The sequence below is a fragment of the Roseicella sp. DB1501 genome, from assembly GCF_013112485.1.
Classification (GTDB): Bacteria; Pseudomonadota; Alphaproteobacteria; order Acetobacterales; family Acetobacteraceae; genus Paracraurococcus.
On sequence record NZ_JABFHG010000003.1, the window covers coordinates 526,563 to 547,325 of the forward strand.

Here is a 20,763-nt window from a genome sequence, read left to right on the forward strand (position 1 = left end):
AACAGCCGCCACCGGGCTTTGGTGGAGAAAGATGATGGGGATCGTGCCTAACCATGTAACTACGCGCTGCACCGTAACCGGACCTAAAGAGGAAGTGGACAGGTTCCGCGCTCTTGTGATCCACAAGAACCCTGCCGATGCCGAAGAGCCAGGCTTTGACTTTGAGGCCATTATTCCGATGCCCGCCTGCATCAAGAACTCCGAATCCAGCTCCACGGCGGAGGAAGGAATGCAGTTGATAATAGACCGTGGAGAGAGTTCATCGAACTTTCGTCAATCGACATTGTACCCGGCCCAAATCTACCGCATTCGCGACGATGTTGGAATGCCAACCGACAAATGGCGCACGGTCGCAGATGCATACCTGAAAAAGCACCCTGGCGTTGAGGAACAAGGCAAAAATAGAATGCAAGCTTTGCTCGAAACCGGCCACGCTGACTGGTATTCGTGGAGCATTGCGAATTGGGGTACGAAGTGGAACAGCTACTCATTCTCGATTGACGCCGAGGAGCCGCTGTCGTTCAGATTTGATACCGCATGGAACTTTCCAACACCAGTGTTTGAAAAACTGGCCGCGGATTTTCCCGGCCTACGGTTCGACTGTGTTTGCTTTGATGAGGGGTGGAATTTTGCCGGGCGTGGCTGCTTCAATCCCGGCCCCGGCGATGAACCATTCGATACATGCGACGCGACCGACGCTCTTTACGAGCGCGTATATGGTCACGCGCCAGAACGCGATGACGAAGACGAAGTCGCCTAACCTCTTCAAACAACCTGCGTCCGGGTGAATGGCGAGAAAGAGAGGAGATGATGACCAGTGAAGTGAAGTGGACGCCGGGGCCTTGGGAAATCCAGGGGTACACCAACTATACAGGTTGGGCTGTCTATACACAAAACAGGGGGTGCATCGCAGAACGCTGGTATGCACAAAATCAAAAAGCTCCCTATGCCGATGAGCTTAAAGCCAACGCTTACCTAATCTCCGCTGCACCGGACCTGTATGCGGCTGCTGAAAAAGCCGAGTGTTTTATATCCGGCTTTGAAGGCGATGAGCTTCAGGAAGGCATTGCCGAGATGCTGGCAGACCTGCGTGGCGCAATAGCCAAAGCGAAAGGCGAGGTCAGCCATGGATAACAGACACACGCCGGGGCCGGTATTCGTAGTCAAACATCCGGGCGGTGGTTGGTCGATCCAAGACCGGGATGGTGGAGTAGGTCGGTGCATTGCTATGCGGTACGGAGACAGCAGCGAGGATAACGCCCGCCTCCTTGCCGCCAGCTACAACGCATTTGACGCTGCCGCCAGCCGCCTGAACCTGAACGCCGTCGAGCTGGCCGAACGGATGCAAAGCGGGATGCTGGCGGACCTGCTCAAAGCCTTGGAGGACCTGCATGGCAGCGCGCCGGAAGTGCAGGGTGGCATATGCCAGCATTGCGGGCGGGATTACATCGGGGATGACAGCATGGCCCTATCCGGCGATTGCCCGTCAGATGATTGCCCGGCGCATATTGCCCGTGTTCTGGCTGCCGAGGTGCGTGGAACCGTTTGAACGCCTTCCCGCTATAAGAATTTAACCGCGCCACTGGCGCAGAAAGTGAATAAAACAATGACCAATCAAAAAGTATTAGCCGAACTGATAGGAGCCCTCCGCGCCGGGGTGAGGGCAGTACGATGACTCTCGTGCATGGAACGGAATCCATAAGGTCGAGTGATCCTTATCTTAAACCATGCCCGTTTTGCGGCGGACCGGCTGATATTGTTTGTTACTCGGACGGACGCGGCCCTTGGTATGTGGCATGTGGCGGTCACATTTCCACGCTTGCAGAACTCGAAGCCCATAAATGTTCGGTCAAAGCGAGGACCCCAGGCATGGGGTCGCGTGAATGCGCTATAACTGCTTGGAACAGCCGGATCGAAAATCAGCCAACGTAGATGCAAAAAGAGAGAGGATATGAGCTACAAGATTAACAATGGCGGACCTGCGTTTCCAAATACTGGTGATGATTGGCACTATTCGGAAACAGCTCTTACAAAACGGCAATGGTACGCGGGCATGGCTTTGCAGGCTTTGATTGATCCAAAGTTAAACGAGCTGCACGACACGGACGGATATGGACGTAGGAAATTAACACCCGCGCAAGACGCCGCTCAACGCGCCTTCGCATATGCCGACGCGATGATAGCCGCCGAACAACCCGAATAACACACCGGCCCGCCGAGGGCAGAAAGAGGAGAGAGTGATAAACACATTGAATAAGTTCGCCCCACACGGCGGCTGGAGAGAAAGGGCTTATTATGTGGTGGACGTCAAGTTCACCCATGACAACCCGGAACATAAGGCGATCTTTTATACCGGCTTCCTGAATGGGGCTGACAAGTCGCCCGGTGGATATTCTGGATTGTTCAATCCTACATATGAGCCTGAATTCATCAAAGGCTGTCGCGGCATTCATTCCATGCGGGTTGTCTGCGAGATTCCTGACATGATGGGCGGCTATAACAGAATATCGAGTAAGAACTTGATCAAAGACCTGATGTTTACGTGCGACCAGTTGCAGCGTGCTATCGAGAAGGATGATGGCGCAGCCTGAAACCGTACAAACGCCCCCGGCGGGCTATCGCCGGAGAGAGATGAGGAGAAGGTGCCTGTTGAGATACTGCAAGGTGATTGCCGCGAGGTATTAAAATCGCTTCCAGATTGCAGCATAGATTGCGTTGTGACCAGTCCGCCCTACTTCGGCCTGCGGGATTACGGGGTCCATGGTCAGATTGGGCTAGAGGAATCACCAACCGCATTTGTCTCGGAACTTGTATCGGTCTTCCGAGAAGTCCGCCGCATTTTAATCAACGATGGAACCGTGTGGCTGAATCTGGGAGACAGCTATGCCGGATCGTGGGGCGCTCAAGGGCGGACTGGCGATATGGCAGATAGGTCCGTTGTTCATGCTCGTCAAATTGCAGCAGCACCTCGCAAAATGTCGCGGACCGGATCAATACCGGCGGGGTCGAACCTCAAAGCAAAAGACAGGATGCTAATACCGGCGCGTGTGGCGATTGCCTTGCAAGATGATGGATGGTGGGTCCGGGATGAAGTGATCTGGCACAAGCTGAACCCGATGCCTTCGAGCATTAAGGACCGAACCACCCCATGTCATGAGATGGTATACATGCTTTCGAAGTCATCTCGGTATTACTACGACCATGAAGCGATACAAGAGGAATGTGTAAGCGATCATCCAAGCGGCAACGGCTTCAAGCGCGGTGCGCGGCTCTCCTATGCAAATGCAGACGGGTCGGCGCGCGGTAATGATGCTCAATGGAATGACCTTGGCGGGAGGAGAAACAGGCGCAGCGTTTGGACTATTAACACAAAACCTTTCCCCGGTTCGCACTTCGCCACAATGCCGCCTGACCTGGCGGAACCCTGCATCCTCGCAGGTTGTCCGAAAGGTGGCACGGTACTCGATCCATTCGGTGGCGCAGGAACAACCGGCCTCGTCGCTGCTCGACACGGTCGCAATGCAGTCCTGATCGAGTTAAACCCTGAATATGCGCAAATGGCGGCGGACAGGATCAATGCTGATTGTCCGATGTTCGCGGACGCGACGGTCAAGTCACTAGAGAAAGCATAACACCCCGCCCCACGCGGATCGTGGGAGAAAGACAAGGAGACCGTGACCAAATCAGTATGGCTAAAAGACTTCAAACGCACTTGCCCCACCTATTCCCCATGGGGCGGCGTCCAGGACGAATCCTGCGCCAAGATCGGCAACCGGGAATTCCATTTCGTCCATACCGCTGGGCATGGCGGCTTATGGCTCTCCCCTGAAGATCGTCTTCAGATGCCGGTTGGACATGGCCGGGAGTGGTGGGAGGAAGACTGCGAGGCCGCGATCCCGGTCTGGTGGTTCTGCCGCACCATGGTCCTGGCGGGCGATGAGTCCGAGTTCGTCGCGCTCTGTACCCAGTCCGTCAAAGCCTGGAACCCGGACATCTATGAAGCCCTGACCGGCGAGGTCATCCCGCTGGAAGAAAGCCATGTGAAGTGGCAACGCAAATTCGATGCCGACAACGCGGAGAATTTCGTCGTCCGCTCCGCCTTCGGTTCCTGGGCGCACTGGGTGCCGGACGGCATGGTCGGGGTGTTTGCACGCAAGGCCAAGGGCGAGGAGGCGTGCTTTCTGATCCCCGCTGCCGAGTACGCGAAGCGCGGCGGCGACTTCGTGGTCGATCCGGACCGCCACCAACGCATCCCGACGCCGGTGCAGCCATGAAGCTGTATTGCTGCGAATGCACCGCCGACGTCGAAGCCCGCCTGACGGACGGGCGCGAGATATACCCGCACCGCCCGGATCTCGGCTCGCTGCCTTTCTGGAAGTGCGACACCTGCCACAATCACGTCGGCTGCCACCACAAGACGGCGAACCGGACACGTCCGCTGGGATGCATCCCATCCCCGGCCATGCGGCAGGCGCGCTCGCGCATCCACGCCGTTCTCGATCCTCTCTGGAAATCGGGGCGGGTGCGGCGGAAGGCCGTCTATGCCCAACTCTCCACGCTGCTTGGCAGGGAGTACCACACCGGCGAGCTGCGGACGTTGGAGGAGGCGGAGAGGGTGCTGGAGGCAGTGCGCGGCATGGGGCAGGTGCAGCCATGAGCGGCGTTCATCAGCAATGGGCAGAAGAACACGCAGCAGGGAAGACATGCGTCCGCATCGCCGCTGAATGCAAGGTGTCGCGGCTGGAAGTCGTCGCTGCGGTTCGCAGGAGGAAGATGGCGGAGCAGCTATTGGCTGAGCGTGCGAGGCGAAAGGCTGAACGGATACCAACATTTGAGCAAGCAAGGGCAGCGGCAGTCCCCTTTCATGCTCGGAAAGGCAACGTGGGCTTAATCAACCTTCTGGCCATTTTCGGGGCAACAAAGCTCAGCGAAGTTCCACCTGAAAAGCGACGGCAGTTTATCTATCTTTGCCAGCAGTGATTAACAACCCGGCCAGCGCGGACCTGCTGGAGAAAGAGAAGGAGAGAAGTGAGTCTAGACGTTTATCTGACGGTCAATGAGCCGGTGCCGAACGGAGGCAGCGGCATATTCATGCGCAAGGACGGCTCTAGCCAGAAGATCTCCCGCAAGGAATGGGATGATCTTTACCCTGGTCGTGAACCAGTCGTGGTCGAGCAATCACTAACAACGAACACCGTCTACTCGGCGAACATCACGCACAACCTCGGCCAGATGGCTGCTGAGGCCGGCATCTATGTGTGTTTGTGGCGGCCAGAGGAACATGATCTGAAACGCGGCGCCGATTTGGTGGTGCCGCTCGAGAGGGGTTTGAAAATTCTTCGGGCGGACCCGGAGAGGTTCAAGGGGTTCAATCCTGAGAATGGCTGGGGGTCATACGAAGGCTTAGTACAATTTGTGGAAGCCTATCTCGATGCCTGCCGCGCTTATCCCGATGCCGATGTGCGGGCATGTCAGTGAATCCCTACCCAACCCGCCCCGGCTTCTCCGCCCGTGTAGCCTTCGCTGCCAACGCCCTGCGCCTGTGCGGGGAGGGCAGGGACGAGAGGATCGACCGCAGCACCGGCGAGGTCTTCAGCCGCGTCCATAGCCGCGAGATGGACAACTGCTTCGAGATGGATGACGGCGAGGCGGTCGTCTGGGCCCTCATGGACAAAGCCAAGGACGATCCCGTCCTCATGCGCGGGATCGAGCGTATGTGCGGCAATGCACGCGCGCTGGATCACTGGCGCAAGGTCGGGGCTTATGCCGGGCCGCAGCTGACGCTCAAGCTTTAAGCCTGGGCGGCGTAGCTGGCGTAGTGCGACACCCACGGCGAGCCGATATGGCATGCAGTTGCAACGCAATCTGCCATCGTGATCTCCCCCGCATCAGCTCGCCGGCGCGACCATGCATTTGAAGGGATGGCCACCGTCGCGCGCGAGGTCCTGGATCGTGTTCACCACGGCCTCGGCCCGCGCCCGCCCTCACCCCCTCCCAATCACCGCCCTCAAATCCTCGATCCCGACATAGGCGTCTGCCTGCCGGCGCAGCTCGTCGGCCAGAACGTCACGGGAGCTGATGACGGTGACGCGGACGCCCTTGCGCTGCACCGATGCGACGAGAGGCCGGAAATCGCCGTCGCCGGACATGAGGATTATGTGGTCCAAGCCAGAAGCCATTTCCATCATGTCGACGGCGAGATCGACATCCATATTGCCCTTGGTGCGCACCTGGCCATCCGGCGCGGTGAACTCCTTCGCGGGCTTGGTGACGACGCTGTAGCCGTTATAGGCAAGATAATCTATCAAGCGTTGCAAAGGTGTGTAGTTGTCAGCATCGGTTTGGACGCCCGTATAATACAATGCCCGGACCAACGCGCCCTGCGTCCTGAAATACTCAAGCAACCGGCTATAATCGATCTGGAAGCCAAGAGCCTTCGCTGAAGCGTACAGGTTCGCCCCATCGATGAACACAGCAAGCCGGTCGCGCATAAATGCCCTTCGCTAACCCGTCGAAACCGGGGCGCCCCCCGCACCCCGGCCCTCCTATCGCTGGCTTCGATGGTACTGGACCATCCCCGCCACCGACAGAACCGTCATCAGGGCCGTCGCCACGATCCATAACTGGGATACAGGCCGGGTGAGCGCCAGGGCCGCAAACAGGACGGTGATGGCGATGCATCCCAGCAGATCGCGCAGCTTGACCCGCATCAGTTGCCTCCGCTCGGGCCGTTATAGTCGAAGATGACGCTGCCCTCCGGCAATGGCTGACCGGCGGCGTTACCCATGCCGACTTCCATCATCCCTGCATAGCCGTCCGCCTCGCCGGTCCAGGATGTCGGCGTCATCAGGGTGCCGAGATCGGTGAGCGTCGGTTCCGCCGTCGCCGCCATGCCGAGAGCCCCGGCGCCGAGCGTGTAGGGGTTCTCGTTGACGACGCCATCGATCACGCCGAGCGTCCCCGCCGCGAACCCTGCATAGTCCTGCCAGGTCCCGACATAGGGGCTGGCCGGATCAGGCGCCATGCCGATCGGCAGGCCGGAATTCGGGTCGAGAATGCCGGTGGCGGGCGGCGACATGATCGTCCCGTCCGGCGTGAGGGTCCAGCCTTCCGCGATCTCCGCCGGCGACAACTCGAGCCCGCTGTCCGGATTGAAGTATCCGGCGTGCATGACGATGTCGTCCGGCGACATCGAATCCATCCAGTAGTCACCCATAACCTTGCCTCCAGCGCCAGGTCGCGACTAATCCACCCCGCAAGGGCGCTGCCTGCGGGCCGGAAGCTCGGGGAGTGGCTGCGGTCAGGTCTCCGGCGGCAATCGCTCGGCGATGCAGGCGCGGAAGGCCGCGACGACAGGCTCAGGCACGTTCAGCGCGACCCGCATGGGATCGCGGCCGATGCTGATGGTGGCCTCGCGCGCGGTCGTCATCGCATCCACGGTGCGCATGAAGGCGGGCCACTGGTTGACGAAGCTGACTGTCAGGCTGGCGCGGTCGATGATGTAAGGCGACCGCATGCGCTCACCGGTGTTGAACTGCAGGGTGATGTCGCCGGGCGGGACGTCCTGCCAGCTGGCCTTGCGGACCTGCAGGAAGCCGAAGGGGCGCTCCCGACCGGCCTGCGCCTTGAACCACAGCGCGGCGTCCTTGGTCTCGGTCCCCACGGCGCAGGTCTTCGGCAGGAACACGGCCGTCCAGTCGCCGTCGCGGGCGAGGACGGTCTGGGCATGGGCGGTGCCGGTCAGGAGCAGCGCGGCAAGGGCAAGTCGCATGAACGCCTCCGGGGCCGAGCTTCATGCCGCGTGATGCGTCGGTCCAGTCAAAGGTCGCGTGATCGCGAGGCAATTTAATATCGGGTCGGGGCATTAAATTCAGGGTTGGGGTTGCGATTGAAATACGAAAGGAAATTGCGGCGAATGTGTTTGAAGTAAATAAACTGCACGTGCTAAAACTGCATATGCTCTTAAAACATAAGGGCGGGTTTAATGCCGGCCACCGGGGAACGGGTGGAGAAAGAAGGAGATCGTGGAAACCAAGTCTTACAATACAATCGATAAATCCGAATGGCCGCGTGGCGAGTGGGATAACGAGCCAGATAAGGTTCAATGGCAAGATCAGGCTACTCAGCTGCCTTGTCTGGCCGTTCGCGGTCCGGGCGGTCACTGGTGCGGATATGTCGGCGTATCCGAGGGGCATCCATATTTTAAAAAAGAATATGATGCTTGCGATGTCCAGGTTCACTGGGGCCTGACTTATTCCGATCATTGCCAGGAAACAGAAAGTGAGTGCGATGGTGTCTGCCATCAGCCGGATGAAAGCGAAACCGACAATGTCTGGTGGCTCGGCTTCGACTGCGCTCATTCCGGAGATATGACGCCGAAGTGGGCTACGTATTTCGCCTATCGTGCTGGCCTCGACACCTATCGCAACTTGGCGTTCGTGCAGGCGGAATGCGCTAGCCTTGCGCAGCAGCTCAAGACGGTCGCCCCATGAGCGTCAACACCAACTGCCTCGAAGGCATGGCCTGTCCGAAGTGCAAAAGCCTTGGCCCGTTCGTCATTCAAGTTAGCACCCGTATGCTGATCGAGGATGAAGGGTCCACCGGCGAGCACGACGACCTTGAGTGGACGGACAAGTCCTCCTGCCGCTGCAAGGCTTGCGACCATGAGGGCGTCTTGCTCGACTTCAAAGTCGAGGAGACGTTCGATCCGGACATTAGCCTTGTCAGCGCGCTGTGGAGGTTCATTGAAGATGGCGGCTCGACCGAGGAGTTCTTCGAGTTGCGCGCCCGCGTCCGCCAGCATGGCAATCTCTATGACAGCGCACCGGACCTGCGTGATGCAGCGCAGGACGCGCTGACGGAGCTCGAAGCTTGGCAGATGAGCGCGCCCGACGATGCAGGAACGGCGGCGGCGGTCGAGAAGCTCAAAGCCGCGCTGGGTACATCCCATCAGACTGTAAACTGAACCAAGACCCCAGCGCGCCGGGGAGAGGCCGCAGAAAGCAAGGAGATAGTGAAACCAGACTTTGAACCGCTGCGGGTCTTAATAGCCTGCGAATTTTCAGGAACCGTCCGAAACGCCTTCCTAGCCAAGGGCCATGACGCATGGTCCTGCGACCTTCTCCCCGCCGAAGACGGGAGCAACCGCCATATCCGTGGCGACGCCCGCGACATCCTGAATGACGGCTGGGATCTGCTCATGGTGGCGCATCCGCCCTGCTTCGCGGCGGGGACGCTGGTTTTGACGAAAGATGGTCACAAGCCCATTTCTGAGGTCATTGTGGGCGACCTGGTGCTTACCCATAAAGGTAGGTGGCGGCGCGTCACAGAGGTGATGCACAAGACTACGGATCGGGTGACGATAGTTAAATCTTCCAATTGCCTAGAGACGATCACAACGTCAGAGCATCCGTATTATGCACGGTACAGGGAGCCCTACCGGAACGGGTTCCGGACGCTGGCGGAAAGGGACAATTCGCCGCCGGATTTCGTTGAAGCGGGAAAACTGACCCTACGTCATTTCACCGGATCGGTACTGCCTCCAGTGCGACAAGCTGAACTTAGCGATGATGATTTGTGGCTGATGGGCCGGTACGTCGCAGACGGCCATATGCGCGAAAGTCGCTGGACGCCCGGCAAATACGAAGAGATGGTGATCTCGGTCGGTAGAGCCAAGCTGGAGACGTTCAAATCAAAGGTTTCCCGCAAAGTGACATTCCATGATAGTGAGACTGCCATAAAGGCGACGTTCTATGGCCATGATGCAATAGCGCCGTTCGCTCAGTTTGGGCGTGGTGCTGCCAATAAAGCTTTTCCTGAATGGGTTTTGGCATTGCCCGCTGAACAGGCGGCAGTGTTTTTGGACGGATATCTGAGCGGCGACGGATACATTTGCGAGAAAAACATAACCGCGACTTCAGTTTCGGCCAAGCTGGTTCTCGGCGTTGCGGTTCTTATGCAAAGAGCGTTTGGTAAATGCCCCGCATTTCGCACAGCAGCACCACGGGATAACGTTCAGATCGAAGGCCGATGTGTCCAGACGCAACCGCTCCATACTGTTGAAGTGCCGCGATCCTGCGAACGCCTGAGAAATTACGTTGATGGCGATTACGCTTGGGGCCATGTTCGGTATGTGACTGAAAAGCTAGAAAGAACGGTCGTCTACAACCTGTCCGTCGAAGAGGATGAAACCTATACCGCAAACGGCGTGGTCGTTCATAACTGTACGGCGCTTTGCAATAGTGGCGTTCGCTGGCTGCATGAACCACCGCCGGGTAAAACGTTGAAACAGATGTGGGACCGCCTCGATGAAGGCGCATCTCTATTCTCCGATTTCTGGAACGCACCGATCGACCGGATATGCGTCGAAAACCCGGTAATGCATAAACACGCCAAAGAGCGGATCAGAAATTATCAGGAGTTCGCCCAAAGCGTTCAGCCTTGGCAGTTCGGTCATCCAGAAACCAAGCGCACATGCTTCTGGCTGAAGAACCTGCCGCCGCTGGTCCCGACGGATATTGTTGAGGGCAGGGAGAACCGCGTCCACCGGATGCCGCCCGGGCCTGACAGGTGGAAGGAGAGGTCCCGCTTCTTCTCCGGAATCAGTGCGGCCATGGCAGCTCAATGGGGCGAGTTAGGGCGCTTCTCGCCGGACGCGCCGCCCGCACTCGGCGGACCACAGATGGAGCTGGCCCTATGAACTGGGCCGCCGAACAACGCCAGCGTTTCATCGACAAATGCCTCGCCGAGAAGGGCCAGGTGAACCGCTCCGATCTCATCGAAGCATTCGCCATCTCGGAACGCCAAGCCGCGTCCGACTTCGGCGGGTATATCCATCAGGCGCCGGACAACATGAGCTATGACCGGGAGCGGAAGGCTTACGTCAGGGGCGGCAAATTCCGGCGTGTGTATAGCGAGCGGGACGCGTGACCATGACATCCCCCGACTATCGCCATTGGCACGCCCGCATCAGCGCAATCCTGCACGCTGAAATGGATGACAAGCCCCATATCTACCGGTTCGTGGACAACAGGGAGTTGGACGCGCGGATCGCGGATATGGCTTCGGCGATTGCAAGCGAGATTGCCGCACCGAGAAAGCAGACCAGCAAAGAGATACTGGATGCGGTTGCGGCGGAATATGGATTTACGGTCGACGATATAACGGGGCCGAGGGGTGATTATGAGCTGATACAGGCCCGCCGCGAAGCCATAAACAGGATGCGCCGGTTGGGGCTTTCGTTCGTGTCTATCGGCAGGCGCATGAATAGGCCGCGCCAGACGGTTTCTCGTCTTTATAATTTGCAGAAAGCGGCGCAGGCCGAGGAGGAAGGAAAATATGAAAGGGGCTGAAGCCGGCACCCTCGGCATAGGCGAGCACCATCCTGCCGCCGACAGCGCGATGGCCTATCTGCGCAGCCTCAGTGCGGAAACGCTGCTGCTCTACCAGCAGACCTTCGCGTCCCTGTCCCTGTCCGGCAACCGCCTGGCCGAACTCTGCGGGGAAACGCTGCGCCGGGTCATGGCGGGGGAGCCGGTGAGCGACCGGTATCTGCTGGGGCTGGCTTGGACGATTAGGGAAATGTCCGCGCGTTGACCCAAGGATGGCGGGGCACGGTTTTTGATTAGCAATCTTCACTTGAGATGCCTAAAGCCTTCGCCTCGGCATCATTGACTAAATCGCGGAGAAAACTCCCTGCGCCAACCAAGCTCGCCAACAAAGACGGCATGCGGCCTTTATCGTCCGGATAAAATTTCGCTCCACGTTTAATCAGTTCTTGCACTAGGTCCGTGTCATGATGGCCGATAGCCAAATGAAGCAGTGACATGCCATTTATAATTGGCTTGTCAATATCAGGTTTAATCCAACTGAGAGTCACTCTAAGATCTCTGGCGTGATATTGCGGCGGTGTTCCTAAATTTGCCGACCCGTAATCCCCGCCACCTGAGCTATCGCCTGAACCGCTAAAACCAGAAATTCGGTCAGACATCGGACTTCCTCATCTTGATGGAGAAAGATCTAGACTTACCTGTTAGACAGCTTCGATCAACGCCATGACCATTCATCAGGCGATCATCGTCGTCAACTGAAAGTATTAGAGTTCTTGGCAGGCTGTAAGTTACTTCCGTCATGACGGCGAGGTACTCCTCCCGGGGAATTGATGTCTGACGATTTAAAGTTCGAACCAAAACACCACGAAATATGACGGGATGGGACAATTTCGGTCGCTCATAACCCTTATCTGAAGTGAAAAATCTTTCTTCAATCAGAATGTGTTTTCCTGCTGCTTTTAAAAAAATCACGGAGTTGTCTTTAGGGTAGGGTTCCTCTTGCGTCGCCTCGTATTTTCCTCCAAGGCTCGATTCCGACGTGAAAATATTTGCTAAGGCAATTCCCAGCCCTGCCATTGGATCAGGGTCTGCCATGTCAGCTGTAAAGAGATGGCAGGCATAGACTGTTTTGATGTTAGTGTCGTACGGTAGTTTGGTCTGCGGACTTATTTTTTCGTTCACAAACCTATCCAGTGTCTTATAGTTTGTAGCTATTCCGGTTTTAACCCTAATTTCTCCGGGCAGTTGAGGGAATCCAATAGGCTTTCCAGGAGTCTTGCGGCTCATATAATAGAGCAGTTTGCGCCGAATTTCCGCAATCTGATCCTCGGAAACAGCGAAATCTGTAGGGACGACCGGCGCCGGTGTCGTCGCGCTGCTGGGCAATACAGCTCGGATTTCATCTAGTATCCCGGAGTCATCCGGCTGTTGCCCATCACAGATACGGCGGATTTCCTCCGCCAGCTTCGGCGATGAGCCTCCGATTTTATTTTCAACTCGCGTTGCGAACTCGCGAGCGTTGATGCCGGAATCTGCAAGGTAACGCAGCAAGGCCGAGCGAACATCGCCGAATGCGGAGAGCGCCATTTTATCTCCCCACCACCAGACCAGCGTTCTGTCCAGGGTTTGTACCGCACAATGACACTAGCCTCACCGGTACACCCGCAGGAGGGGGTGTGTCGATGAAGCCCACGAGCAAGTCATCCCCCAACAAGCACGAGACCCGTGAGGCCTGGCTCAAGGCCGCGGTCGATATCGGCCTGCGCCCATGGTTCGAGAAGAACGGCCATCGGCTGCCCCACAACATCCGCTACGCCCAATCTTTCACCTCCGGGGGCCGGAAAGGCAAGGACCGGTACGAGACCCTGTACCCCGAGGCGTCGGCGGATGGCTCTTTTGAGATCATTATCAGCTCGCAGCAAGACGATCCGATCGAGGTTCTCGAGGGCCTGACCCACAGCGGCTGCCACGTGGTCGCCGGGCGGGAGCACAACGGCCGGTTCGGGGACACCGCGCTCAGCGTCGGCCTGGTCAAGGTCAACGGTCTCAGGGAGACCGCCGCCGGTCCCGTTTTGCGGGAGCGTTTAAACGATCTCGCCGAAACGCTCGGCCCGCTCCCGCACGCCAAGGTCGACTTCGACAGGATCAAGGTCAAGAAGAGCGCCAGCGCCGACCGCCCGCCCAAGCAGGAGGGCCGGATGAGAAAGGCCGTCTGCGAGGCCGTCATGGGCGACCGCCAGTGCGGCTACACGGTCCGCGTGGCCCGCTCCCACGCCAAGTCCCCCGGCCCGCCGCACTGCCCGCTCCACGGCGCGATGAGGGTCCTGTTCAAGCCCGAAGACCATGTCGGCGACATCATCGACGGCAAGGCGGAGGAGGTGAGCGACGCGCCGGCCCTGACCCAGGAGGCCGCGGAATGAGCCTCCTCAACCACATCAACTGGTATGTGGCCAACCAATACCTGCTCTGGTTCATCGCCCATGGGTGGCAGATCCTGTTCACCCTGATCGGTGTGCTGCTGGCCCGGCGTATCATGCAGCGCCGGGATACCTCGCGCGGCTCGGCGGCCTGGATGAAGCCGCGCCAGGCAGGCAAGCTGTTCCGCCGCAAGGGACTGCTTATCGGGGACTGGAACCGCTGGTCCATGCTCCCGGTCTTTTATGACGCCAACTCGAACATTCTAACCTGCGGCGCGCCGCGAAGCGCGAAGGGTGTCGGGATGCTGGTGGTCAACGCTCTGCGCTGGCCGTTCATGTTCCTTTACGATCCGGGCGGCGAAATTTCGGCCATCTGCGTCAGGCAGTGGCGCCGGCGTGGCTACAACATGCATTTCGTCAATCCGTGGGGCATGTACGGCTTGCCAAAGAGCCATTTCAATCCTCTCGATTATCTTGACCCGAAAAGTGAGACGTTCTCTAGCGATGCACTTTGGTTTGCATCACTGCTTGTTGGGAAAAAGTATGCCGGATCCAGTGCCGGCGAGTATTTCGATGACAAGAGCAGCGGTGGTTATCAAACCCTCCTCATGTTCGTCAAAGATACGTATTCGCCTGAGAATCAGCATCTCGGAACGGTGCGCGACATCATTCGTGGTGACATCAAGGAGTGGAGCGAAGTCCTCGTCGAGATGAAGAAAAGCCGGCATCAGGCCGTGAGAGGCCAGGCTAACGAATGGATGATGGCAATTCTGCAAAACCCCAAGCAGTTCGATATCGTCAAACAGACGATGGAGACGGCAACCAAGTTCATCGACGACGACATCGTCAGGGCCGCCCTGAGTAAGACCGACGCTCGTTTTCACGATCTCACTGGGCTCGATGCAACAGGTAAGCGCCTCAAGGGGGCGATTGTCTCTGTGATCATTCCCTTGGAATTCAAGGAGAGCCATGGCGCGCTGGCTCGGATGGCGATCGGCTGCACTGTTATGACGATGCGTCGTAATCCTCGCGTGACTGAGGAGCACAAAGTCCTGGCGATGATCGACGAATTCGCGTCGATTGGCAAAATTTCCGAGGTCATCAGCGATCTCGCAAATCTACCGAAATATGGCATTCTATTCCACCTGGTCCTTCATAACATTGGCCAGGCAAAGGGCATCTACGGCGAGCATGGCTGGGGCCAGATCGTAGGTAACTGTTCACTGCGCCAGTTTCTCGGCGTGCAGGATCTCGAGACTGGTCGCTACGTGTCGGATATGTGCGGAACAATGACCGAGCGGGACGCTCGAAACTCAATTGTCAGTCGCAAGCTCATCATGCCGGAAGAAGTTATGCTTCTTAGGCCGGATCAGCAAATCGTCTTCTTGCCGAATAAGCCGCCCGTGCTGTTGAAGATTCGGCCGTACTGGCAGCGTCCCAGCTTGGTCGGAACATTCAATGACAACCCTTACTACAAAGGGAAGAAGTCGGGCCCGCCGGGTGCCTGGACCGGCATGGTCCTGCTCGGCCTGATCCTGCGCGGCATCGCCCTGTTCCCGTCGTTCCGCACGTTGGCCGCGGCCGCCGTGTTCATCGGCGTCTTCTACCTGTGGCGCTGATCCGTGTCCCGGGATTGTCCAATGCAATGCGGTATCTCTAACGGCCGAGACCAGCAAGGAGTGGAGACAGCATGAATCACATGCCGAGCCTGGATCCTCGCTGCGCTGAACCTCTCCGTGTGAAGGCGCCGCTTATCCCGCGCGGAGCCATCATCCGGGTGAGCCGTGCGGCGGACCCGGAGACCGCGGTGAGGGAGATGGCGGAACGAGACTATGCCATCGAAAACGCAGATGCAGCGGCACGAATAAGCCAGCTGAACGCCAAGCGTGGTGAACGCGACAGTGCCCTCCTCGATCTGCACCGTGTCTCGATAACACGGGACAACACTTCTCCAGGCTTCATTCGCCCTGTGGAAAGCGCGGATCACCCCATCACGATCCTGCACCGCCTCTCTGGCGCCTTACTATACGTCCTCACGTTCGTCGCTTGGTGTTCCGCGATGTGGCAGACATCGCAATGGATCATTCAGGCGGAAATTTTCGAGAATGCATCGCAGACTTTGATCGGTGCCTTGCTGATGACCGGTATCGTGATCACCGCCGGCGTTGCGGTGCCGCTTATCGCCTATACGCATCGCAGTACCGACGTTGATAAAAAGCGGTTCCACGGCACCGTCATCCGCGTGAGCTTCATCACCGGCCTGGTCTGGGTCGTGATGTTTGCCTTGGTCGCCTGGGCCCAGGATCGCATCGATTTTGCCACGCTGCATGGCAGCCGTGGGGCTTGGCTTTCGGTGGCGGCCCTCGGGAGCCTGACTGCCTTCTGCAAAGCGATGATGCTGCCGGCAGGCATTATTGCCGAGTGCGCGGCCAGCGTTGCGATGGAAATTTCCGCGAGCCGGTATATCGGGAATTTCTACGACAGGGTCTTTTGCCCGAATGCCTATTTCGTGCATCTCGACCAGCTCACAGCAACCCTGAGAACCGCGGTTGCCAGTCAGTCCGATGAGATCGCGGCGACTGAAGCTTTGAAGGAGGCTTTCGATCTCGGTCGGAAGGCATTCATCGCGGAATGCCTCGGGGAGTACCGGCAGCATATCGAGGAGCGTGATGCCGCCGAGATCAGGTTTACCACGACCTTCGTCCGCAACGCCTCGCAGGAGTAAGACGATGTCCGTGTTCAAAAGTGCGATCTTGGCCTCCATGCTGCTTGCAGGGCAGGCGAATGCAAAATCTTTCATCGTGGCGCTACCCGCCAATCTTTCACCGGCAGCGCAGGAGCATGTCGCCGAGTTTTTCGGTCAGGTTTATATGGCTCTGGAACCGAAGGATTCGCTGACGGTCTTTGATGCGTCCCACCTTCGCCGAGTAGCGACGCTGTTCATGCCTGAGACGATCGGCACAGGCAAGCGGGACAGGATCAAAGCCCTTGGCCCCGCGGCAGGACAGATCAGTGAGTTTATCAGCGGCGTGGACGCCGGCGTTAAGGCCGACGACATCAACATCCCGGCCGCTTTGCGTGACCTGGGAAGCACGGTGCTCCCCACCATGCCCGGAGGCAAGGCGAACGTACTGTTTATCGGCAGCCTGATTTGGGAGAATGAAAATGACGGGAACTTCAATACGCGGAATTTCATCCCGTCAGATGGCTTCCTGATGGATGCAGGGGGACCGTTTGGAGTTGTCGGCCAGGAAAAGGTGTTGAGTGGAGCCTTGGTAAGCTTCTGCTACACGGACGCCGTGAAGTCCTTTGCGTCCGAGCGCTTTCGCCAAAAGCTGGTCTCGTTCTGGGGCAAATCGGTTGTCGGGCGCGGCGGCAAGGTGGGCGCCATCGAGGCTTATGGATCGGGTTGTGCCGCGAGGCTAGCTTCAGATGCGGTCGATGCTACGCCGTACGCGATCAACCGCTCCGAAAAACTGTTCCTCACGAGCAAGCAGTGGACCCCTGTCGAGGTGAAGTGAGATGAATCAGATCGATTGGAACCAGGTGCTGCAGTTTACCACGATCGCTGCGGGCAGCTATGTCGCTGCGCATACTATGCAATGGGTGATTGCCGATGTGATCGCCCCGCTCGTCGGTCTTGCGATAGCCTGGCGTGTCTCCAGCAGCTACGTCAGGTGGAAGCGGGCGCAAGCCGCTGCGCTTCGAGAAACTGTCCCTGAGATCGAAGCGCCTTCGGCCCCGGTGGTCTATATAAGCCGAGCGAGGGCACTCAGGTCGAGATCGTGGTAGGTCACGCTCGTATTGGACGGTGCATGAGGGGCGGGGTTTGATCCCCGCCTTTTCCCTGTCCAGGCTTTGTCTATCCAGGGTCATTTACACAGACGCATGGAGATTGAAGCGGCTGCGGTAGTCCTTGGTGTCGCGCGTCATGAAATTGAAACCCTGACCCCGCAGAAGGTGGGCAGGCGTCACCAGAAGCGCGTTAAGGCGTGTGATGGTGCCGAGGAAACGGCAAGGGTCAATGCGGCGAGGGACGTGTTGCTGGACTGGCTCAAGGCGGGCAGGCTTGAGGGAGAGGTTGAGCCTAAACCCGAACCTGAACGGCGCCCTGCGCCGTCACCTCAGGTGCCGCCAAGGCCGCAAGCCGACCCGTCACCGCAACCGGCCCCAGCATGGGCAAGAGACGATACCTGGGTAAAGGTTCGAGCATTTGCGCCTTCGGTGATCATCGCGGTCGTCCTGCTGGCCTCTGCTATTATGGCAGTGCCTAAAGCCGTCGAAAAAGCCAAGCCACTCGTGCGCCAGTTCACCCAGCCATGCGTTTCGTACGGACAATGGGAAGCCTACATGCGCCGACCGAACGTCTGCATTCAAACCGACGGGTACGGGCGATGCACACGCATGGGCTTCAACGCCTGGTACGGGAATAAGGACGAGGAAAATATGTTCGCGCGGATCTGTCCGGAAAGTCTGAGGAAGCACGACATACATTGATCGGCCCGGCATCCAACTTTCTACCGGCCCGTACCCGGACTAAGCTTCCGCCCGCCGGGAACCCGACGTCCGGTTTGGCAGGAAGCCGCAATGATCATTCTGTACAACGCCCCACGGTCCAGCGCCTCGCGCCGCGTCCGACTCTGTCTCGAAGAGAAGGGCCTCGCCTACGACAATAGGATCGTCGACATGGGCAAGCTCGAGCATCACTCGGCGGCGTACCTGAAAATCAACCCGAACGGTGTCGTCCCGTCGATGCTCCATGACGGCAAGCCGCTGCATGAAAGCGGCACCATCTGCGAGTACCTGGACGAGATTTGCCCCGATCCCCCGCTGCGGCCGGCGGACCCGTACGACCGCGCGCTGATGCGCAACTGGATCCGCCATATCGATGAGCGCATCCACAACCTCATCATCTTCAACTGGCGGCATTCCTTCGGCGAGATGGCATCGAAATGGACCGACGAGGAACTCGCGGCGAAGCTTGCCAGCATCCCGAGCAAGGAACGGCAGGAATCCTGGCTGCGCGTCGCACGACGGCCCTACACCGAGGAGGAGCGCGCCGAAGCGCGCGGGAAGCTCGTCGTGCTGCTGGACCGCATGGAAGCCGCCATAGCGGCGTCGTGCTGGCTCGTCGGCGGCGCCTATTCGATCGCGGACATCGCGGCCGTCCCCTTCGTCAAGCGGATCGACGAAGAGATCGCCCCGGACGAGGTGACGACTGCAAAGCATCCCCATGTCGCGGACTGGTGGTCCCGCATTCAGGCCCGCCCGGCCTTCGAGCGAGCGAACATCGGGCCGTTTGTGGACCCGTCCTGAGCCGGGCAGTTCTGGTAGCCGCACAGGTCCGGGGCTGGTAACGGCGGCTCGGCGAACAGGTCTGGTTGTGCGTTGAAGGCGCGGCGCAGTCAGTCCTGCGCTTTCTCAGCCAGGCTAGTCGCCGGAAGCTTCTGCTTTCCGGCGGGCAGAGCGCCATTGTACAGCTGTGCCAGCCTTGCGATCGCCCAAGTCACCCTATCGGAGCCATTGGCGCTTTCCGCGGCGTCGTCCCTGACTCGATCAAGGTCAAGATCAAGCAGAACCTCCTGCATGACGGCATCGCTGATTGGGTAGTCGGCGTGAATCGAATAAAATCGGCTCAAGATCTTGACGGCATAGGCTGTAATCATGCCGGGCTCGTCTGGATAGGTTGCCCGTATCAATCGCAAAGCCCAGATCAGCGCGTCGTCGCCATGAACCTTCATCGCTGTTTTCAAAGCTGCGATGGCCATGGTTTCGTTCGGCTTTGCGACGGCTACCATCTTCGGATAGCGAGGGATAGACACGTCTGATTTGGCGCAGATGCTCGCCAGGCGGACACTGATCTGATCCTCGGCGGCGATCATCGCGTGGTGGATGGCATAAGCATTCACAGAGACACGCTTGCCATTGATGCCAGCGAAAGCGCGGGCCTGCTGCGCCTGGGTGAGGTTTTCAAGAAGCACGGCAGGAATTTCGCGGATGTTGACCTGCTGCGCGGCGAGCATGCGGTGCTGCCCGTCAATCACCCAGTATCCTGATTCATCGCGTTGTGTGATGGTGATCGGCTGAAAGAGCGGCCACTGGAAGTTGGCGACGATGTCCTTGATGACCGCCTGGCCGCGCTTGGTGGACACGTTGCGCTGGTAGTGGCTGTCGATATGAAGTTCGCTAACAGGAACCCACATCAAGACGGGTTTAGATCCCAGATCCCGCGTTGACTGCGGTTTTGGCGGCTTGGTATCGACCTTCTGTATCCGTTCGGCCTTTACAGGCGCATCATCTCTATGGGAGGGTGCTTTCGGGATCGGCGGTGAAACATGTTCTTGCCGTGGGCATTTGGTGACGCCGTGCCGCGCAATAAATGCCGCCTTCATCGCTTCAGTATCTGAATTTCTATTCTGCCGACCTGTCACATCTCCTCGTCTTCCTGCCGCATCCCCTGCGGCTGGGCTTATCGAATGAAGTTCATCGCCACACGCGGCACCGCGACAACGGCCAGCAGCATGACCAGGATCGCGGACCAAGTGGGGTAGGGCGCCTCGGGTTCGAGTTCGATGTCGATCATGGCGCCGGCCCTTCTGGCTTGTGTTGTGCGGCCTGGCGCTCGATCTCCCTCACGAGGGGCAGGGCGGCGGTGATGAAGCCCGACAGCCATTGCACGGCGTCGCCGCCGTCGATCGGCTCATCGGCCCTGACGGCTTCGCCCCAATGATCGACAGCCGACTGGAGCATGCCGAGCATCGCCTTGGCGAAGTGCTGGGGTATCTCCCCCTGCGGGAAGTCGATAACGACGCCATCGGAGTCCCCCGCTACGTCCACCAAGGCGGCAAAACTGCGACCATCGCAATCCTCGACGAGATCAGCTTCGCTCGTCGGCCTGTCATGCCCCAGATAGGCGGCGTGGGAAGGGCTTTCGGCTGAGATGCCGTTAAATTTCACCCGCATTTCGCGGTATATGGTGACATCGTAGTTCGGCATATCTCCTTCTTTCTCCGGCT

General features: G+C 58.5%; 31 protein-coding genes. 23 read left to right on the forward strand and 8 right to left on the reverse strand.

Annotated features, from left to right (window positions below; translation table 11 throughout):
* Positions 1-31: 31 nt before the first annotated feature.
* From HJG45_RS08695 to HJG45_RS08745, 11 genes are all read left to right on the forward strand, one after another.
* Positions 32-760: a hypothetical protein gene (locus HJG45_RS08695; RefSeq protein WP_171611691.1), complete on the forward strand. Its 729-nt coding sequence runs from the start codon at positions 32-34 to the stop codon at positions 758-760.
* Positions 761-807: 47 nt separating this feature from the next.
* Entirely contained in the window at positions 808-1,134 is a 327-nt protein-coding gene (locus HJG45_RS08700) for a hypothetical protein (RefSeq protein WP_171611692.1), read from the forward strand.
* On the forward strand, positions 1,127-1,549 hold the full coding sequence (locus tag HJG45_RS08705) for a hypothetical protein (protein WP_171611693.1): 423 nt from the start codon (positions 1,127-1,129) through the stop codon (positions 1,547-1,549). The genes HJG45_RS08700 and HJG45_RS08705 overlap by 8 nt, the downstream gene beginning before the upstream one ends.
* A gap of 402 nt (positions 1,550-1,951) precedes the next feature.
* Positions 1,952-2,203, forward strand: coding sequence for a hypothetical protein (locus HJG45_RS08710; protein ID WP_171611694.1), 252 nt, complete (start codon positions 1,952-1,954; stop codon positions 2,201-2,203).
* A gap of 46 nt (positions 2,204-2,249) precedes the next feature.
* Positions 2,250-2,591 (forward strand): hypothetical protein, encoded by a 342-nt coding sequence (locus tag HJG45_RS08715; RefSeq protein WP_171611695.1) that lies wholly within the window; start codon positions 2,250-2,252, stop codon positions 2,589-2,591.
* Between the two features lie 126 nt (positions 2,592-2,717).
* On the forward strand, positions 2,718-3,632 hold the full coding sequence (locus HJG45_RS08720) for a site-specific DNA-methyltransferase (RefSeq protein ID WP_217362868.1): 915 nt from the start codon (positions 2,718-2,720) through the stop codon (positions 3,630-3,632).
* Between the two features lie 42 nt (positions 3,633-3,674).
* Positions 3,675-4,274: a DUF7007 domain-containing protein gene (locus tag HJG45_RS08725; protein WP_171611697.1), complete on the forward strand. Its 600-nt coding sequence runs from the start codon at positions 3,675-3,677 to the stop codon at positions 4,272-4,274.
* Positions 4,271-4,657: a zinc-finger-containing protein gene (locus HJG45_RS08730; protein WP_171611698.1), complete on the forward strand. Its 387-nt coding sequence runs from the start codon at positions 4,271-4,273 to the stop codon at positions 4,655-4,657. The genes HJG45_RS08725 and HJG45_RS08730 overlap by 4 nt, the downstream gene beginning before the upstream one ends.
* Positions 4,654-4,980 (forward strand): hypothetical protein, encoded by a 327-nt coding sequence (locus HJG45_RS08735; protein WP_171611699.1) that lies wholly within the window; start codon positions 4,654-4,656, stop codon positions 4,978-4,980. The genes HJG45_RS08730 and HJG45_RS08735 overlap by 4 nt, the downstream gene beginning before the upstream one ends.
* A gap of 48 nt (positions 4,981-5,028) precedes the next feature.
* Entirely contained in the window at positions 5,029-5,478 is a 450-nt protein-coding gene (locus tag HJG45_RS08740) for a hypothetical protein (protein ID WP_171611700.1), read from the forward strand.
* Positions 5,469-5,795, forward strand: coding sequence for a hypothetical protein (locus tag HJG45_RS08745; RefSeq protein WP_171611701.1), 327 nt, complete (start codon positions 5,469-5,471; stop codon positions 5,793-5,795). Before HJG45_RS08740 ends, HJG45_RS08745 begins: the two co-directional genes overlap by 10 nt.
* A gap of 189 nt (positions 5,796-5,984) precedes the next feature.
* Here the strand turns inward: HJG45_RS08745 and HJG45_RS08750 are convergent, their stop codons facing one another.
* The 4 genes from HJG45_RS08750 to HJG45_RS08765 all read right to left on the reverse strand — a co-directional run bounded on the left by HJG45_RS08750 (position 5,985) and on the right by HJG45_RS08765 (position 7,771).
* Positions 5,985-6,491, reverse strand: coding sequence for an NYN domain-containing protein (locus HJG45_RS08750; RefSeq protein ID WP_171611702.1), 507 nt, complete (start codon positions 6,489-6,491; stop codon positions 5,985-5,987).
* A gap of 54 nt (positions 6,492-6,545) precedes the next feature.
* A complete protein-coding gene (locus HJG45_RS08755; protein WP_171611703.1) occupies positions 6,546-6,710 on the reverse strand; it encodes a hypothetical protein in 165 nt (54 codons plus the stop codon).
* Positions 6,710-7,192: a hypothetical protein gene (locus tag HJG45_RS08760; protein WP_171611704.1), complete on the reverse strand. Its 483-nt coding sequence runs from the start codon at positions 7,190-7,192 to the stop codon at positions 6,710-6,712. The genes HJG45_RS08755 and HJG45_RS08760 overlap by 1 nt, the downstream gene beginning before the upstream one ends.
* Positions 7,193-7,300: 108 nt before the next feature.
* Entirely contained in the window at positions 7,301-7,771 is a 471-nt protein-coding gene (locus HJG45_RS08765) for a hypothetical protein (protein WP_171611705.1), read from the reverse strand.
* A gap of 253 nt (positions 7,772-8,024) precedes the next feature.
* Here HJG45_RS08765 and HJG45_RS08770 point away from each other — a divergent pair, with 253 nt between their 5' ends.
* The 6 genes from HJG45_RS08770 to HJG45_RS08795 are packed head-to-tail and all read left to right on the forward strand — an operon-like array spanning position 8,025 to position 11,595.
* Complete coding sequence (locus HJG45_RS08770; RefSeq protein WP_171611706.1) at positions 8,025-8,492, forward strand: hypothetical protein; 468 nt, start codon at positions 8,025-8,027, stop codon at positions 8,490-8,492.
* Entirely contained in the window at positions 8,489-8,965 is a 477-nt protein-coding gene (locus tag HJG45_RS08775) for a hypothetical protein (RefSeq protein WP_171611707.1), read from the forward strand. Before HJG45_RS08770 ends, HJG45_RS08775 begins: the two co-directional genes overlap by 4 nt.
* A gap of 48 nt (positions 8,966-9,013) precedes the next feature.
* Positions 9,014-10,699, forward strand: coding sequence for a Hint domain-containing protein (locus HJG45_RS28370; RefSeq protein ID WP_171611708.1), 1,686 nt, complete (start codon positions 9,014-9,016; stop codon positions 10,697-10,699).
* Positions 10,696-10,929, forward strand: a complete 234-nt coding sequence (locus tag HJG45_RS08785) for a hypothetical protein (RefSeq protein ID WP_171611709.1) — start codon at positions 10,696-10,698, stop codon at positions 10,927-10,929. The genes HJG45_RS28370 and HJG45_RS08785 overlap by 4 nt, the downstream gene beginning before the upstream one ends.
* A gap of 2 nt (positions 10,930-10,931) precedes the next feature.
* Complete coding sequence (locus HJG45_RS08790) at positions 10,932-11,351, forward strand: hypothetical protein (RefSeq protein ID WP_171611710.1); 420 nt, start codon at positions 10,932-10,934, stop codon at positions 11,349-11,351.
* A complete protein-coding gene (locus HJG45_RS08795; RefSeq protein WP_171611711.1) occupies positions 11,338-11,595 on the forward strand; it encodes a hypothetical protein in 258 nt (85 codons plus the stop codon). Before HJG45_RS08790 ends, HJG45_RS08795 begins: the two co-directional genes overlap by 14 nt.
* Positions 11,596-11,623: 28 nt before the next feature.
* Here the strand turns inward: HJG45_RS08795 and HJG45_RS08800 are convergent, their stop codons facing one another.
* Positions 11,624-11,989, reverse strand: coding sequence for an ankyrin repeat domain-containing protein (locus tag HJG45_RS08800; RefSeq protein WP_171611712.1), 366 nt, complete (start codon positions 11,987-11,989; stop codon positions 11,624-11,626).
* Complete coding sequence (locus HJG45_RS08805; protein WP_171611713.1) at positions 11,982-12,917, reverse strand: hypothetical protein; 936 nt, start codon at positions 12,915-12,917, stop codon at positions 11,982-11,984. Before HJG45_RS08805 ends, HJG45_RS08800 begins: the two co-directional genes overlap by 8 nt.
* 95 nt (positions 12,918-13,012) lie before the next feature.
* Here HJG45_RS08805 and HJG45_RS08810 point away from each other — a divergent pair, with 95 nt between their 5' ends.
* The 6 genes from HJG45_RS08810 (at position 13,013) to HJG45_RS08835 (ending at position 19,063) form a co-directional block, all read left to right on the forward strand.
* Complete coding sequence (locus HJG45_RS08810; protein ID WP_171611714.1) at positions 13,013-13,750, forward strand: hypothetical protein; 738 nt, start codon at positions 13,013-13,015, stop codon at positions 13,748-13,750.
* Complete coding sequence (locus HJG45_RS08815) at positions 13,747-15,366, forward strand: type IV secretory system conjugative DNA transfer family protein (protein WP_171611715.1); 1,620 nt, start codon at positions 13,747-13,749, stop codon at positions 15,364-15,366. The genes HJG45_RS08810 and HJG45_RS08815 overlap by 4 nt, the downstream gene beginning before the upstream one ends.
* Positions 15,367-15,446: 80 nt before the next feature.
* Positions 15,447-16,472 (forward strand): hypothetical protein, encoded by a 1,026-nt coding sequence (locus HJG45_RS08820; protein WP_171611716.1) that lies wholly within the window; start codon positions 15,447-15,449, stop codon positions 16,470-16,472.
* Positions 16,473-16,476: 4 nt separating this feature from the next.
* Positions 16,477-17,268, forward strand: a complete 792-nt coding sequence (locus HJG45_RS08825; protein WP_171611717.1) for a hypothetical protein — start codon at positions 16,477-16,479, stop codon at positions 17,266-17,268.
* A 367-nt stretch (positions 17,269-17,635) separates the two neighbouring features.
* A complete protein-coding gene (locus HJG45_RS08830) occupies positions 17,636-18,244 on the forward strand; it encodes a hypothetical protein (protein WP_171611718.1) in 609 nt (202 codons plus the stop codon).
* A gap of 90 nt (positions 18,245-18,334) precedes the next feature.
* Positions 18,335-19,063 carry a glutathione S-transferase family protein gene (locus HJG45_RS08835; RefSeq protein ID WP_174890415.1) on the forward strand — a complete coding sequence of 243 codons (729 nt, stop codon included), beginning with the start codon at positions 18,335-18,337 and terminating at the stop codon, positions 19,061-19,063.
* An 89-nt stretch (positions 19,064-19,152) separates the two neighbouring features.
* Here the strand turns inward: HJG45_RS08835 and HJG45_RS08840 are convergent, their stop codons facing one another.
* Both HJG45_RS08840 and HJG45_RS08845 read right to left on the reverse strand, forming a co-directional pair.
* Entirely contained in the window at positions 19,153-20,139 is a 987-nt protein-coding gene (locus HJG45_RS08840; protein ID WP_171611719.1) for a DUF6551 family protein, read from the reverse strand.
* 187 nt (positions 20,140-20,326) lie between these two features.
* Complete coding sequence (locus HJG45_RS08845) at positions 20,327-20,743, reverse strand: hypothetical protein (RefSeq protein WP_171611720.1); 417 nt, start codon at positions 20,741-20,743, stop codon at positions 20,327-20,329.
* Positions 20,744-20,763 lie beyond the last annotated feature (20 nt).

Excerpts from the sequence above, each read along its gene's own strand:
- HJG45_RS08695 (WP_171611691.1), top strand. The coding sequence starts at position 32 with ATGATGGGGATCGTGCCTAACCATGTAACTACGCGCTGCACCGTAACC.
- HJG45_RS08700 (WP_171611692.1), top strand. The coding sequence starts at position 808 with ATGATGACCAGTGAAGTGAAGTGGACGCCGGGGCCTTGGGAAATCCAG.
- HJG45_RS08705 (WP_171611693.1), top strand. The coding sequence starts at position 1,127 with ATGGATAACAGACACACGCCGGGGCCGGTATTCGTAGTCAAACATCCG.
- HJG45_RS08710 (WP_171611694.1), top strand. The coding sequence starts at position 1,952 with ATGAGCTACAAGATTAACAATGGCGGACCTGCGTTTCCAAATACTGGT.
- HJG45_RS08730 (WP_171611698.1), top strand. The coding sequence starts at position 4,271 with ATGAAGCTGTATTGCTGCGAATGCACCGCCGACGTCGAAGCCCGCCTG.
- HJG45_RS08735 (WP_171611699.1), top strand. The coding sequence starts at position 4,654 with ATGAGCGGCGTTCATCAGCAATGGGCAGAAGAACACGCAGCAGGGAAG.
- HJG45_RS08745 (WP_171611701.1), top strand. The coding sequence starts at position 5,469 with ATGTCAGTGAATCCCTACCCAACCCGCCCCGGCTTCTCCGCCCGTGTA.
- HJG45_RS08750 (WP_171611702.1), bottom strand. The coding sequence starts at position 6,491 with ATGCGCGACCGGCTTGCTGTGTTCATCGATGGGGCGAACCTGTACGCT.
- HJG45_RS08755 (WP_171611703.1), bottom strand. The coding sequence starts at position 6,710 with ATGCGGGTCAAGCTGCGCGATCTGCTGGGATGCATCGCCATCACCGTC.
- HJG45_RS08760 (WP_171611704.1), bottom strand. The coding sequence starts at position 7,192 with ATGTCGCCGGACGACATCGTCATGCACGCCGGATACTTCAATCCGGAC.
- HJG45_RS08765 (WP_171611705.1), bottom strand. The coding sequence starts at position 7,771 with ATGCGACTTGCCCTTGCCGCGCTGCTCCTGACCGGCACCGCCCATGCC.
- HJG45_RS08775 (WP_171611707.1), top strand. The coding sequence starts at position 8,489 with ATGAGCGTCAACACCAACTGCCTCGAAGGCATGGCCTGTCCGAAGTGC.
- HJG45_RS08785 (WP_171611709.1), top strand. The coding sequence starts at position 10,696 with ATGAACTGGGCCGCCGAACAACGCCAGCGTTTCATCGACAAATGCCTC.
- HJG45_RS08790 (WP_171611710.1), top strand. The coding sequence starts at position 10,932 with ATGACATCCCCCGACTATCGCCATTGGCACGCCCGCATCAGCGCAATC.
- HJG45_RS08795 (WP_171611711.1), top strand. The coding sequence starts at position 11,338 with ATGAAAGGGGCTGAAGCCGGCACCCTCGGCATAGGCGAGCACCATCCT.
- HJG45_RS08800 (WP_171611712.1), bottom strand. The coding sequence starts at position 11,989 with ATGTCTGACCGAATTTCTGGTTTTAGCGGTTCAGGCGATAGCTCAGGT.
- HJG45_RS08805 (WP_171611713.1), bottom strand. The coding sequence starts at position 12,917 with ATGGCGCTCTCCGCATTCGGCGATGTTCGCTCGGCCTTGCTGCGTTAC.
- HJG45_RS08810 (WP_171611714.1), top strand. The coding sequence starts at position 13,013 with ATGAAGCCCACGAGCAAGTCATCCCCCAACAAGCACGAGACCCGTGAG.
- HJG45_RS08815 (WP_171611715.1), top strand. The coding sequence starts at position 13,747 with ATGAGCCTCCTCAACCACATCAACTGGTATGTGGCCAACCAATACCTG.
- HJG45_RS08820 (WP_171611716.1), top strand. The coding sequence starts at position 15,447 with ATGCCGAGCCTGGATCCTCGCTGCGCTGAACCTCTCCGTGTGAAGGCG.
- HJG45_RS08825 (WP_171611717.1), top strand. The coding sequence starts at position 16,477 with ATGTCCGTGTTCAAAAGTGCGATCTTGGCCTCCATGCTGCTTGCAGGG.
- HJG45_RS08830 (WP_171611718.1), top strand. The coding sequence starts at position 17,636 with ATGGAGATTGAAGCGGCTGCGGTAGTCCTTGGTGTCGCGCGTCATGAA.
- HJG45_RS08835 (WP_174890415.1), top strand. The coding sequence starts at position 18,335 with ATGATCATTCTGTACAACGCCCCACGGTCCAGCGCCTCGCGCCGCGTC.
- HJG45_RS08840 (WP_171611719.1), bottom strand. The coding sequence starts at position 20,139 with ATGAAGGCGGCATTTATTGCGCGGCACGGCGTCACCAAATGCCCACGG.
- HJG45_RS08845 (WP_171611720.1), bottom strand. The coding sequence starts at position 20,743 with ATGCCGAACTACGATGTCACCATATACCGCGAAATGCGGGTGAAATTT.